This is a genomic window from Bacillus sp. z26, assembly GCF_058313635.1.
This window is the reverse complement of sequence record NZ_JBZFQM010000001.1, coordinates 445,088-458,294: the sequence shown is the minus strand read 5'-3', so window position 1 is coordinate 458,294 and position 13,207 is coordinate 445,088. Positions and strand designations below refer to the sequence as shown.

The window sequence follows — 13,207 nt, the reverse complement described above, 5'->3', positions numbered from 1 at the left end:
TTCAAGAAGCTTCTACTTAAGTAGGGGCTTTACTTTTATAAATTTTGGGTGGAGGGATGTTAACGATGGCAAAAGTAGCATTTTTATTAGCAAGTGATTTTGAGGATTCTGAAATGAAAAATCCTTATGAGGCAATTAAAGAAGCTGGACATGAAGCGATAATTATTGGTGAAAAGAAAGATGCCATATGTGTAGGGAAGAAGAATACTGTCTCTTATACGATTGATTTGGCAGTATCCGAGGCAGATGCAGTAACATTTGACGCGGCTGTTATCCCTGGAGGCAGTGCACCCGAAGAATTACGGGTGAATGAAGATGTTGTTAAGTTTGTAAAAGAACTAAATCATAATCATTAAGTGGTGGCTGGGATTTGCCATGGACCACAGGTCATGATTAGTGCCAATATTTTAGGTGGTAAAACGTTGACTTCCTACATAGGAATCCGGGATGACATAATAAATAGCGGAGCAAAATATGTGGATGAGGAGGTTGTTGTCAGCAAGAATATTATTACTTCCAGAACACCGAAGGATGAACCTGCTTTTATTAGAGAGATTTTAGAGAAACTCAAGTAAATTTACCCGTTGTATAAATGTTTACTGGCTTAAGAAAGGCGGGATGGTGTGAACCTAGTTTCGGCAAAAGAAATGGTAAGCGAGGCGTTAAAGGGAGGTTATGCAGTAGGTCATTTTGATATACATAACCTTGAATGGACACAAGCAGTTTTAACTGCCGCCGAAGAAGAAAAATCACCCGTTATCCTAGGGGTAACGGAGGTGGCTACTCGTTATTTTGGTGGTTTTTGTGTAGCAGTTGATTTGGTGAAAGTGTTAATCAAAGAAATGAATATAAATGTCCCGGTTGCACTTCATCTGGATCATGGTAGTAGTTTCGAAAGTTGTAAGAGTGCCATAGATGCCGGGTTTACTTCGGTCATGATTGATGCATCCTATTTACCGTTAAAAGAAAATATCAAGATAACTAGAATGGTTTCCGAGTATGCACATAAACATGGTGTTTCGATTGAGGCAGAGGTGGGGAGTATTGGAGGAGAAGAAAATGATGTGATACAAGTAACGCTTCCCATTTATGCAGTTCCGGAGGATTGTGAAGAATTAGTTAAACAAACTGGGGTAGATATCCTTGCTCCGGCATTAGGCTCTGTTCACGGCCTATATAAAGGAAAGCCTAAGCTAGGTTTTAAAGAAATGGAAGAAATCGCAACATTAACGGGTATTCCTTTAGTGTTACATGGAAGTTCTGGTTTGCAGTTTGAGCATATAAGGAAAGCCATCTCATTGGGAACGGCAAAAATCAATGTAAATGCTGATAATCATGTAGCCTTTACAAAAGCTATACGAGAAGAACTAAATAAGGATGCTGGTTTTTATGATGCCAGTCGGTACATGGCATTAGGGCGTGAAGCATTAAAAAACGCCATCATTGGGAAAATGCGGCTGTTCGGCTCATTGGGAAGGGCGTAGATAATTATAATAGAAGTAATTGGTCAAATTCAGTGATAACCTATTACCCTAAAGTTAACTCTCTAACTACTGAAAAAATGAAATATTTGCCTTGTTGGGTAAATATTATTTATTTAATTGTACATTTTAATAATGAATATAATTTGCTAACCATATCAAAGAAAAAAGCTATCGTTTTGAACATATTTTTGTTCAAAATGATAGCTTTTTCTATATGACTATTGAAATGTTGATTGACATTTAATTCAAACTTTATTGTGCTGTTAAACCGCCATCAATGATGAATTCACTACCAGTTGAGTAGCTGGACTCATCAGATGCCAAGTAAAGAACTAAATTTGAAACTTCTTCAGGTTGAGCTACACGTTTAAGAGGGATGTGTTTAGCAAATTCCTCGACTGCAGCTTTTGTATCTTCTTGTACAACCATTGGTGTAGCAATAACGCCTGGGTGTACAGAGTTTACGCGAATTCCATAGTTTGCACATTCGATTGCAGCTGCTTTTGTCATACCGCGAACAGCAAATTTAGTATCTGTATAACCGATAGCACCAGCTACCATTCCGTTCATGGATGAGATATTAACAATGGATCCGCCACCAGCTTTTTGCATAGCTGGAACCACTGTTTTTATTCCTAAGAATACAGAAACTTGGTTAATATCAACGATACGACGATACTCTTCTTCAGTCACTTGTAAAAGAGATTTTGCCATTGTAATACCGGCGTTATTGACCAACACGTCCACTTTACCGAATGCTTTTTCTGCTGCTTCTACAACCTTAGCCCAGTCTTCAGCACTGGTTACATTTTGTTTTACAAATAAAGCGTTTTCACCAAGTTCTTCTGCCAAAGCTTTACCTTTTTCTTCATTAAGATCTGTTAAAACTACTTTAGCGCCTTCTTCCAATAATTTACGGGCATGTGCTGCACCCATTCCTTGAGCTGCCCCAGTGATAATAGCAACTTTACCTTCTAGACGTGCCATAATGGCATTCCTCCTTGTAGCCTAATTTCAAATATTAGGCATATTATCCTACACTTATAAATTATCAAATAAACGGTCTATTTGTCTAATAATTATGATTATATCATTATATTTCCATAATATGTAGCATTTATGGATTATTATTGTCTAAAGTAACCAGTACTGGTGGTTTACTTATGCTTCAAGCTTTACAGAATCTATATTACTCTGTTGTAAGGTTAGTAGAATCATGAAGAAAGGGCATAACAGAAAAATCCCCATTAATAATGGGGAATCAACTGTGTACTAAAGAATTATGTTTGTTGGATCATCATGTTTCTTGTTATTATCGAGAATCCAATCCCATGCCTTGTTCAGCTGACCAGTTTCAAAATGCTTTGTTTTAATGCCTGGTACAAAATTACTGAGAGTTGCAATCATAACGGACCAGCTATTATCTGCTACAATCGCTATTTTTTTAAATTGATTTATACGTTTCGTATCAAATTTTATTCCCTGTGCCATACCCTTTAGGCTGGCTCCATCTACATTATCAATGACAGCCAGTATATTGAATTCCTTGCCATTAACAATATGTTCTTTTACAAATTGATCTAGTTTACGGGCATCTTCTTTGGTCGATTTACCGGACATCTCTACCGCAATAGTGGAAGGGTCCTTACTTGGTAAGAATGTAAGCATCTTCTATTCCTCCTTATAAATCGTTCTCTTACACAATTCCCCAGTAGAATGATCTCAAACCAATAATTGTATATTTAGAGTATTCATTGTTTAGACTAAGGAGACAATTTCACATCTAAATCTTAGAAGAATAATGAGTGAATCTTTAATGCAGGTCTGTATTCATTTCTTAGCGAACTGGAGGATGCCTGCACCTTTTCCTTTTTTCTATATTTAAGAGCAGGGGAGTGGGAAATTTAGGATTTGTTTAATGAATCATTTAAACGAGTAATTTTTCGTTTCCAAAATAAATATTGGCTGATCCAGATGATTAAGTAGATGAACCCGAAGATAAGAAAGTAGAGAAAGAATCCTTTAAAGGTATGTTCCATCCAATGGGAGTAATAGGCGATGGGAAACATGGCGATGGTAACTAAGCAAAAGTGTAACGTTGTTTGTTTGGTAAGGCTCCAATGATCCTGTTCAAAAATGATAGAGCCGGCGGCAAAGGCGATTCCTAATAGTCCGCTTAAAATAAATTGAAGCAGATAGGCATCTAATTCTGTACCCACGGTCTCAATTAAGCTTGGTACCACAGCGTAAAACGTCCCATCACCAATGCCAAATGAAATGCAAAGGGTTATAAAGGTTGAGATAAATACGCCTAGTGGAAATCCCAATGCACCTCTTATGATAATTGTTTTCATCTTCATCACCTCATATTCCTAAATATTTTTTTATCTTATGGATATAACGCCGCGAGACATAGGATTGTTCGCCTGAATCGAATTTCAGAGTGATTGTTCCGCTGATACTCATATCCAAGCTTTTGACTTTTTCAAAATTGACAATCTCAGAGTTCGAAATTCTAATAAATTGTTTGTGAGGGATCATTTCTTCTAATTGATATAATCTTTGGCGCAAGCGCAATTTTTCATTTGGTACTTGTGCGTAAACATATTGACCCTCTGTATAGATTCGGAGGATATCTTCCTGGCGTATTAAAACAATTTCATCTTCTTTATAACCCATCAATGATTGGTTTTCAGTACCTGACAATTTCTCAAGTAAACTCGAAATTTCTTCTGTCATCTCCTTTGCATATATGACGATTTTGGGTTCTTCACACTCCCTGTCTAACTGGATTTCAATCTTCAAATTTTCACCCCCAATGTGTCGTTTCGATCTATCCTCATTATAGGTAGCTATTGGCAATGATTCTACCTCATTTATCTAACTGGTTCCTTTCTTATTATAAATGGATGAAGTGGGAGAATAGCTTTGCAATCTGATAACCGTTGAGAGATACTTTTCCTCTGATGGATAGACTTTGATATTCCTTTCTTACTATAAAGAGCATAGGAAGGGAGTGTGTAAATTTGTATCATAAGGTAGATGTTGTGCTCAAAAAGATATCGACTGCAGCAAAAAGGGATTCATCAAATTTGACGAATCCCTTTTCTTTTACAGTGGATTGCTATTAATTCTTATAATCTTTTATCGTCTTCATTCTAATGGAGGCGATAATGAGTACGACAATTAAAATCATTCCCAAGTATCCAAACAGTGGGTAGAAAAAGGATACTAACTGCTTGAACCCTAAGAAGCTTGCGGCAAAGGCAATAAGTACGGAGATGATTACGAACCAGTTGTATTTTTTTGTTTTTGGGGCAAAGAAGCGTGTCCCAAACGAAAAGAACATACTGACAGCTGAATTAAAAATCATGCCGAACAGAATGACGGAATAGAGAATACCGAAGAGCGGCGATATTTGATTGGCCAGTCCCAAAGAAGGCATATCCAAGTGCCCTACCACATCAACTTTTGCAAAGATAGCCAGATGATGCAAGACGATTAATATTCCAACACCTAATCCTCCTACCAGTCCTCCAATCGAAGCTATTTTTTCATTGGGTTCATCTCCACCCATCACCAATGTCATAGATGCGCCCATCGCGATTGCAAGTGAAACATAATTAATGAGAGAAGTCAGCCAATGATTGGTAGCTGAAGGCTGTTCGTTCGCTAGGGAATCCAGTTCCATGAAAGAATATTCCATGGTCATCATACTATATATAAATAATACGACCACTCCCAATATGAGAAAAGGAGTAATCATCGCGATCACCTTTACAACCCGGTCTACGTCGGAAAGGATTGTGATTAAAATGAGAACCGTCATGAGGATGATACCGACGGAACTTGGCAATCCAAACTGCTGGCTGAAAATAGATCCTGAACCGGAAATCATGACAACTCCAATTCCAAAAAGGATAAATACGAGGATATAATCGATGAGAACGCCGAGGTAACGTCCGCTGATTTTATAGATAACTTCCTTATGTGAGTCTGTCTGAAGCCGGCTGCCCAGCTTCGTTAAAACCATTCCCAAATATCCAAACAATAGGATGGAAATGATGGAACCAATCGTTCCTTTCATACCGAAACTAGTAAAATACTGTAGAATTTCTTGTCCTGATGCAAAACCGGCACCTATAATAATTCCCATAAATGCACTGGCTATTTTAAAAATATTCTTCATGTTTCCTCCATTCATAGATGTGTGTTAAGAATTTGAGGAAATTTTCAACCAATGTATATGAAGTAAAAAAAGTCCTCAATTAAACCATTTTCCCTACATAAACAGTGTTAAACTTAAAATCTCTATTTTGGTAGGACTTTCTTGTGAATCCATAAATGATAAATATAGGTGATAGAGGGTTGAGAAGTTTCATATTTTACTATCATAGTCTAGGGAAGCGATGATTTTAGAAATCAGCAGAAGTGAAGGGTCCGGCTTATTTTTCACATGTTTAAGATTCGAGGCATAGCTGAGAGTTTAAGGGGATTATTGTATTTTACTACAATAAAATACCCCAAAAGATAAAGCATAACTTTTGGGGCATACACACACCATTATAGGCTTATTCATTGCTTCCTTAGTGAAAATGAATAGAAGGAAGAATATATCCTAAATCTTCTTACATACTGTCATTATAGTTGATTCATTAAATACCATACTGTTTTTTTCAGTCTGTTATTATAAACTTATTCATTTACATCGCTCTCAAGATCTGTTTCATCTGCCATGTCAGTTGAATCTGTTTCGCTTTCCGGTTCTTCCTCTACTATTTCGTCATCGGTATAGGATTCCGTATCTTCTATGGGTTCTTCATAAATATCCTCTGTATTCTCCTCTATGATTTCAGTGTCTTCTTCTTCTATTTCTTCATAGTTATCTGATTCTTCATATTCTTCATTGTCAGTGTATTCATCATCGTAATAAGATTCATCATATTCGCTTTCCGTTTCATCGTTTACGGATTCATCGTACTCGCTTTCATATTCATCCTCATATTCGGTGTCTTCGTATTCATCCATATAAGAATCGTCGTATTCTTCATAATTGTCATCGTAGTCCTCATTGTATGAACCGCCATCAAAGTATCCTTCGCTGTCATAAAGGTCTTGGTAAAAATAGAGACCTTCACCATTATAGAAGAGTTGATGTATCTCTTCTTCGCTCATTGGAGAGGATGACCATTGGTTAATCGTATCCATGACTTTAAAAAGTGGGATGCTGAAACCAATGCTGTCTTCGCCATTCATTTTGGCGGAATTAATAGCAATGACTTTTTCGGTTTTCTTGTCTAATAAGGGACCCCCGCTGCTACCCGGTGCAAGTGGAGCTGAAATTTGGTAAATGCCCTCATATAAATGGGGCTCGATGACAAACGTTCTGTCCACGCCACTGATATTTCCCAATGTCGCCGTATTTTCTAATCCTATAGGACTTCCCAGCGCGATTATTTCATCACCCAATTGAGATTCACTGGTGGTTTCAAGAGAAAGCGGCGTTTGATCAGCCAGTTCTGGTACTCGAATTAAAGCTATATCGACCTCGTTACTGTAACCGATGACGGTTCCTTGGTATTCTTTACCGTCATGATCTTGGATGGTGGCCATTGTGCTTCCTTCAATAACATGAGCATTTGTTAAAATGTCACCTTTTTTATTAATGAGGAATCCAGATCCCTGTGAGAAGTCATTCGTAATCGTAAATACTTTAGATAGAGATTCTTCAATAATCTGTGAGACTTCCTTAGGAGCTGCGTTGATTTTCTTGGCTACAGCCTTTGGCTCTGTCTGTTTGACTTCTTTTGTTACAGTTTCTGTTTTGATTGGTTCCTGTTTCGTTTGGACGGGTTGTTCAGCTTGTTTTGGAGGATTTAACATCAAGTATCCCAAGTAGGAAAATACACCTATGCATATAGCGGTAAGGAAAGCTGCTCCCCAAAGTAAGAATCTATTGGTTTTTGATCTTGTTTTGTGGCCGCAGGCAGGACAATAACTGGAACTTTGCGGGATGGACTCTCCGCATTTTGAGCAAAACATTTTACACACTCCTTATAGGGTCTAATGTACTAATATAAGTTTAATAGATAAAGGTGGTTTTTACAATAAAAGGAAAAAATAAGTAGGTACAGTTGAAAAAAGTGGCATATTATTTTATTAAATAGGAAGCCGTTATGGATAACACATAGATCTTTAGTCCTTATTTAAAAGTAACAAACTAGTATATATACAGTCTATTTTACATATATTATCCATTTTTGTAGTATAATGGTGAAAAAAGGGTGCGAGGATGGATAGAGAATGGCCTATACAATACCTGAGACAATTCGGAGTACAGCTACTGTTGGAGAACGAGTGCTGTTCCGTACACTAAAAAATTATTTTCCGGATGATTATATTGTTTATTATGAACCCGAAATTCATGGAAGAAGACCTGATTTTGTTATTATTGGTCCGGATTTAGGGGTTGTTGTATTGGAAGTAAAGGATTATACGAAAAATACATTATATCAATTAAATCACGATGAATGGATGATCGTCACGTCATCCGGGGAACAAACTACGGTGAAAAGTCCGCTCAAACAAGCAAGAGATAATGTGTTTCATTTAGTCGACTCACTAAAAAAAGATAAAAGTCTCATTCATTTGGATGGAAAACGTAAATTCCAGCTTAAATTTCCGTATGGTTTTGGAGCTGTCTTTTCCCGTTTACATCAAAAGGATTTTATTGAGAACGGATTATATTCCATTATGGATCCACAGTTCTGTTTAACACGAGATGAGATCGATCCTGATAAAGAAGGGTTTTCTGAAGAAAACTTATTTGAAAAAATTTCGAATATGTTTGTCGTTCCCTATCGTTTGCGAGAGCCATTGCAGAAAGAAGATATGGATAGAATCCGGTATCATCTATTCCCAGAGGTCCGAATTGGAGCTGAATTTGTAAAGCCTGTACCCTATGAGGATCAACTGCTGCTTTCTCTGCATGATTTGAAAACAATGGATTTACATCAAGAGAATTTAGCCAGGCAAATTGGAGATAAAAATCGCTTGATACGAGGTGTAGCAGGCAGCGGAAAGACAATCATATTAGCGAGCAGAGCTAAAATGTTAACGAAGGAACATCCGGATTGGAAGGTTTTGATACTCTGTTATAATATTTCGCTGGCTTGGAATATTGAACAGATGATAGATACGATGATGGAGGAGCCTGACAACCTGTTTGATTTTGATTTCTCTGACCATAGAAGCGAGGTTCTTCCTAAATCGCATCAAATTTTGGTGCGCAATTTCCACGCTTGGTTGAAAAATGATTTAAAAATCTCGGAGAACAAGATTCCTTTACTGATAGAGAAACTAAAAAAAGGGGAAGCCATTCTCCCTACATACGATGCTATTTTAATAGATGAAGGTCAGGATTTTGAATCAGAATGGCTGAGCTTAGTCAGTTGTTTGCTAAATCCGGAAACAAAATCATTACTTCTCGTAGAAGATCGTGCCCAAACCATCTATAAACGAAAAAGGACCTATATCGAGGATACAGGACTGAGCTTTCAGGGGCGTTCTAAATTATTGAGTATTAATTATCGGAATACGGCACAAATTGTTAAATTCGCCTGGGATTTTTATCAAAAGAATTCCATATTACAAAATAAAGTGGTCTCTAAAGAATATGAAGGAGAAATCATTTCTCCGCAAAGTACAAGCAGGAAAGGTCCGAAACCTGTCTATATAAAGATGGACAGCTTTGTCAAAGAAGCAAAAATCGTTGCCAAGCAGATTAAAAAATTACATATCCAAAAGAAAATCCCGTTATCTGAGATGCTCATCCTTTATCGTGTAAAACGGACGCATCAACAAAATTATATTGGAATCTTGATACGAGCATTGGTATCCGAAGAGCTTGACTATTACTGGATCACTGAAAACAGCGAGTCCAAAAGGAACTTTAATAAAAATGATAACTCGGTCAAGATTAGCACCATTGACAGCAGCAAAGGACTTGATTTCCAGGCAGTATTCATTGTCAATGTGGATAATATGCCGTTTGTGCTAGAAAAAGATAAAGAAAGAGAAGTGGCCCTTCTGTATATCGGGATGACTCGTGCCAAAGACTATCTCTTCCTATCAAGCAGCGGTGCATCCGAATTCACTCACTATTTCGAGGACCTAATGGACAAAAGGCAGGAAGAGAATCCATTCGTTAATAAAAAAATAGTAAACGATCTGAGATGAAGCAGTAGTAAGTGAGATGTTAATTTATGATAAACCATTTATATAGGATCCGGTGAGGTGAAGGATTTGAAACAAGAATTGAAGCAAATCGGTATTTTTAGCTTGGTTATAATAGGTGCTATTCTACTAGTTTTATATTTTTACCCAAAAGATCATATAGAAGCTCAATTGTTTAAATCCTCAGACATTGGCTCAACCGATATCATTAAAAGTTGGGAATCATTTAAAAAAGAATTAGCTATTCAGAGTGATAGCTTAAAGATTGAACATTTCGAGCTGATTCTTGAGAAAGACCAGATATACTCAGTAGAATTTGATTTGATCGTTAAAAGTAATGGCCAATTGAACTTGTATCGTTATATGGAATGTATTTTATGTGAAGAAGAGGGAGAAAGAGAAAGAGAAATATCTACAATAACTCTAGAAAATTGGTCAGATTATCGTGATTTGATGGATGCAGATCAATTCTTTTCTATCCTTGATTCTCTTAAACAAGAAGAAATGATACAAACCATGGATGATCAATATAAAATGATTGCGGCTGATGGACGCAACGAGCAGATTGGCGTAGAAGGCGATTATTACTTGCTTAAAACTGACGGTATGCACAAGGTGAAGAAATTGAGCGAAGGCACGTATTCTGGATATTCCTTACATGTAATGGGTAATGAACTACCTAAGGAATTTGGGACATCCGATGATTCTATCACTGTCTTCTTTGATGGTCTATCAAAGTGAATACTGTACCTAAAAAGCCATCCTGGATAGAGAAGCCTAGGAAGTAATAAGGAGTGTCTTAAATACAGAACTACTTTTAAAGTGAGTACTTCAATCGGTCATAATTTGTCGCTCGCAGAGTATAAGCGATGATCATAGTTTGATAAATGCACTAGAAAAAGACTGCTTTTGTTCATAAGGAAGCTGTCTTTTTCTATATAATCCAAAGGAAAAATTACCCTTATTGTCGAATGGTATATGGGTGTATTTAAAATTAAAGGTATATATTTACCGAGTATTCATGTTTCAAATGAATATATTGTAGGTCTATTACGAGTTGGATTAGGAGGTGGAAGGGTGAGCGTTCTTTATCTGTTGAGGGAAAACTTAAGCCATAAACAAAATGACTTAGAGCGGCTTCGTGATTGTAAAAGAGAATTATCAGTCTATCAACAGAAGTTCCGAGAAAATGAGCGATATTGCCTGAGCCCTGATTTAAGTGCGAAGACCTGGCATGGAAAAGAGGCCACAGGATTTGATGATATACGTAATGAAGGGATATTGGTCAGTTACCAGGAACTTGAAAATAAACAGCTAAATCATATTATCACCCTCTTAAACCAAAAAATTCAGGATGTAGAGAATGAGATATCCAGCTTGAAAGGTTCTATTCAGTCTGAAAGTAAACGTGAATTGGAAGCAAAGGTTAATAAATGAGCGGAATAGGTAAATGGAGGATCACGTCTTATGAGTAAAGAAATCAAGATTCAATATGAGGAAGCAGAACGGGCGCTGGCCAAGATAAAAGCAAAAACAGACGAGCTAAAACTATCCTTGCCTACTGATATTGGGAGAGAAAATAAATTAGAGGTTCTTGACCGACTGAACGAATTAAATACGAATCTCAAACAATTGCTGGAAAACTATCAATCTTACCTGACAGGAAATGAAGCTGCAGCTAAAGAGGCGTTAAAAGATATGAAGGAATTCGAAAAAGAAATTTCGTTTCAATTTCAAATCAAATAGAAGGTTGGTGAAGCGGTGAAAGTATTGGATGTCGATGATTTTCATAGGGGGATGGAACAGATCCAAAAGCAACTCACATCTCTACATAAACAAATGGAGCAGCTGCATGCGGCAGTCATGGAGATGATCGAGTCAGATGAGGCGCTTAAAGGAAATATGGGAGAATCAATCAGAAGCTACTTTCATGAAATCCATCATCCGTTTTTACTGTATTTCCAAGACTTCCTTGCCACCTATGATACGGTAATAGAAGAAATATGTGTCTCTCTTAGACAAGTGGAATCATCCAATAGCGGATATATTCATGAAAATTTTGTGGGTACCGATATACCTATGGGTCTGAATAGAATAGAGGACGCTACAGTAAGTCTCTCCCTTGACGTTAATAAACGAATACGACAAGTGAATGATATCGTCGATTTACCGATCCTCTATACTAGAGAAACACTGCAATCCATCTATGAAGCAGAGAAAAAGGCAGAAGAAACGGTTAAGAAGTTGCATGAATTCGATCGTCAGGCCACACGCTCTCTGGATACAGTTGAAAAAGAAATACAGACGATGACCCGCTATATCGAGCAAATGCAAACCAGCTTTAAAGGAGATAAGACAGGAATTGTTCAATTTACACCGAAAAAGTTGATGGACAGTGAAGCCTATCGCAGTCTATTAGGTGAATCAGTCCAAAAATTAAAACTGACCCCAATCAAAACAATCACACGGGAAGCTTATGGAAACTATAAAAGTATCAAGTACAACGTGTATGAAAATGGCTTGATTGTTATGGAATACAGGAAGATTGCTTCAGATGGGCAGACATATTATGAAGTTGTCAGCGAGGTCCCGGAAGAAATCGAAGAAGGTGTCACTGAGATTTATATTAATCCCACAGTCGATAAAGCATTCACTGGGGTTTATAAAGGTTCTGGTAAAGCAGTAGAGGATACAATTGCTGGAGTTAAAAATTTCTTTGATTCTGAAGCAAGAATGGATGCCGCTGTGAAGATGGGCTTCTTGGCCACTCGTTTAATTCTCGATTCAGAAACCTCCATTCTGGATGTAGGCAAATACATGGGGCAAGCCGTAAAGGATGGATTTAAGAAAAAGGTGATTAATGGCGATGCCGAAAGCCGAACTGAATACTTCACTTATATTTTTACCACTCTTGGTCTAGGGGTAATTGGGGATAAAGGGATCAGTAAAGCAGGTCAGATAGGAAAGATTAGTCATTTAGGCAAATTAGATCCCACTATAAATAGTCCTTCACCCGTCCTCAGCGCTGCAGGGGGAGGTCCAATTCCCTATAATGTGATGGATGACCTTTCAAATCAGATCCAGCAAGCAACGAAGGAAGCTTTTGGGGATGGTGGTAAGGGTACGACTAAAACTGTTGAACCTAATGATGTAGTACCATATAGACCAAGCAATTCACCCTTGGAAAATCATCATGGCGTCATGGATGTCTGGGCTAAGCATAACGTTCCAAACTATGTTAGCAGAGGGGGTAATACCCCAACCTTAGCTTTGACTAAAGAACAACATAATGCTACAAAAGTTGTTTATAGACAATGGTTATATGAAAAATCAGGCAAAAAGGTTGGAGGGAAAATTGATTGGGATTCTGTGACACCAAGGGAAATGCACGAACTTACTGAGCGAATGTTGGATGCAGCAAAAGTTCCTAAATCAGCTAGACAAGAATATTATAATGCTTTTAATAAATATAATTATAAGGAGTAAAA

The 13,207-nt window shown here is 37.4% G+C and carries 12 protein-coding genes and 1 pseudogene; 7 read left to right on the top strand and 6 right to left on the bottom strand.

Annotated features, from left to right (window positions below; translation table 11 throughout):
* Nucleotides 1-65 precede the first annotated feature (65 nt).
* Nucleotides 66-575, top strand: a pseudogene (locus AC4G3K_RS02115) (type 1 glutamine amidotransferase domain-containing protein).
* 48 nt (nucleotides 576-623) lie between these two features.
* Nucleotides 624-1,484, top strand: a complete 861-nt coding sequence (fba, locus tag AC4G3K_RS02110; protein WP_491132307.1) for a class II fructose-1,6-bisphosphate aldolase — start codon at nucleotides 624-626, stop codon at nucleotides 1,482-1,484.
* Nucleotides 1,485-1,736: 252 nt separating this feature from the next.
* Here fba and AC4G3K_RS02105 read toward each other — a convergent pair whose 3' ends face one another.
* The 6 genes from AC4G3K_RS02105 to AC4G3K_RS02080 all read right to left on the bottom strand — a co-directional run bounded on the left by AC4G3K_RS02105 (nucleotide 1,737) and on the right by AC4G3K_RS02080 (nucleotide 7,526).
* Complete coding sequence (locus AC4G3K_RS02105; RefSeq protein ID WP_491075645.1) at nucleotides 1,737-2,471, bottom strand: glucose 1-dehydrogenase; 735 nt, start codon at nucleotides 2,469-2,471, stop codon at nucleotides 1,737-1,739.
* A 285-nt stretch (nucleotides 2,472-2,756) separates the two neighbouring features.
* Entirely contained in the window at nucleotides 2,757-3,152 is a 396-nt protein-coding gene (locus tag AC4G3K_RS02100; protein WP_491132306.1) for a SpoIIAA family protein, read from the bottom strand.
* A gap of 236 nt (nucleotides 3,153-3,388) precedes the next feature.
* Nucleotides 3,389-3,838, bottom strand: coding sequence for a DUF3021 domain-containing protein (locus tag AC4G3K_RS02095; RefSeq protein ID WP_491075640.1), 450 nt, complete (start codon nucleotides 3,836-3,838; stop codon nucleotides 3,389-3,391).
* Between the two features lie 10 nt (nucleotides 3,839-3,848).
* Nucleotides 3,849-4,289 carry a LytTR family DNA-binding domain-containing protein gene (locus AC4G3K_RS02090; protein ID WP_491075639.1) on the bottom strand — a complete coding sequence of 147 codons (441 nt, stop codon included), beginning with the start codon at nucleotides 4,287-4,289 and terminating at the stop codon, nucleotides 3,849-3,851.
* Nucleotides 4,290-4,611: 322 nt separating this feature from the next.
* Nucleotides 4,612-5,673: a YkvI family membrane protein gene (locus AC4G3K_RS02085; protein WP_491132305.1), complete on the bottom strand. Its 1,062-nt coding sequence runs from the start codon at nucleotides 5,671-5,673 to the stop codon at nucleotides 4,612-4,614.
* 506 nt (nucleotides 5,674-6,179) lie between these two features.
* Nucleotides 6,180-7,526, bottom strand: a complete 1,347-nt coding sequence (locus AC4G3K_RS02080) for a trypsin-like peptidase domain-containing protein (protein WP_491132304.1) — start codon at nucleotides 7,524-7,526, stop codon at nucleotides 6,180-6,182.
* 261 nt (nucleotides 7,527-7,787) lie between these two features.
* Here AC4G3K_RS02080 and AC4G3K_RS02075 point away from each other — a divergent pair, with 261 nt between their 5' ends.
* The 5 genes from AC4G3K_RS02075 to AC4G3K_RS02055 all read left to right on the top strand — a co-directional run bounded on the left by AC4G3K_RS02075 (nucleotide 7,788) and on the right by AC4G3K_RS02055 (nucleotide 13,205).
* Nucleotides 7,788-9,722 carry a 3'-5' exonuclease gene (locus tag AC4G3K_RS02075; protein ID WP_491132303.1) on the top strand — a complete coding sequence of 645 codons (1,935 nt, stop codon included), beginning with the start codon at nucleotides 7,788-7,790 and terminating at the stop codon, nucleotides 9,720-9,722.
* Between the two features lie 66 nt (nucleotides 9,723-9,788).
* Nucleotides 9,789-10,460: a hypothetical protein gene (locus AC4G3K_RS02070; RefSeq protein ID WP_491132302.1), complete on the top strand. Its 672-nt coding sequence runs from the start codon at nucleotides 9,789-9,791 to the stop codon at nucleotides 10,458-10,460.
* 336 nt (nucleotides 10,461-10,796) lie between these two features.
* Complete coding sequence (locus AC4G3K_RS02065) at nucleotides 10,797-11,156, top strand: YwqH-like family protein (protein WP_491132301.1); 360 nt, start codon at nucleotides 10,797-10,799, stop codon at nucleotides 11,154-11,156.
* Nucleotides 11,157-11,186: 30 nt separating this feature from the next.
* On the top strand, nucleotides 11,187-11,465 hold the full coding sequence (locus AC4G3K_RS02060) for a YwqI/YxiC family protein (protein ID WP_491132300.1): 279 nt from the start codon (nucleotides 11,187-11,189) through the stop codon (nucleotides 11,463-11,465).
* Nucleotides 11,466-11,480: 15 nt separating this feature from the next.
* Complete coding sequence (locus tag AC4G3K_RS02055; RefSeq protein ID WP_491132299.1) at nucleotides 11,481-13,205, top strand: T7SS effector LXG polymorphic toxin; 1,725 nt, start codon at nucleotides 11,481-11,483, stop codon at nucleotides 13,203-13,205.
* Nucleotides 13,206-13,207: the final 2 nt, after the last annotated feature.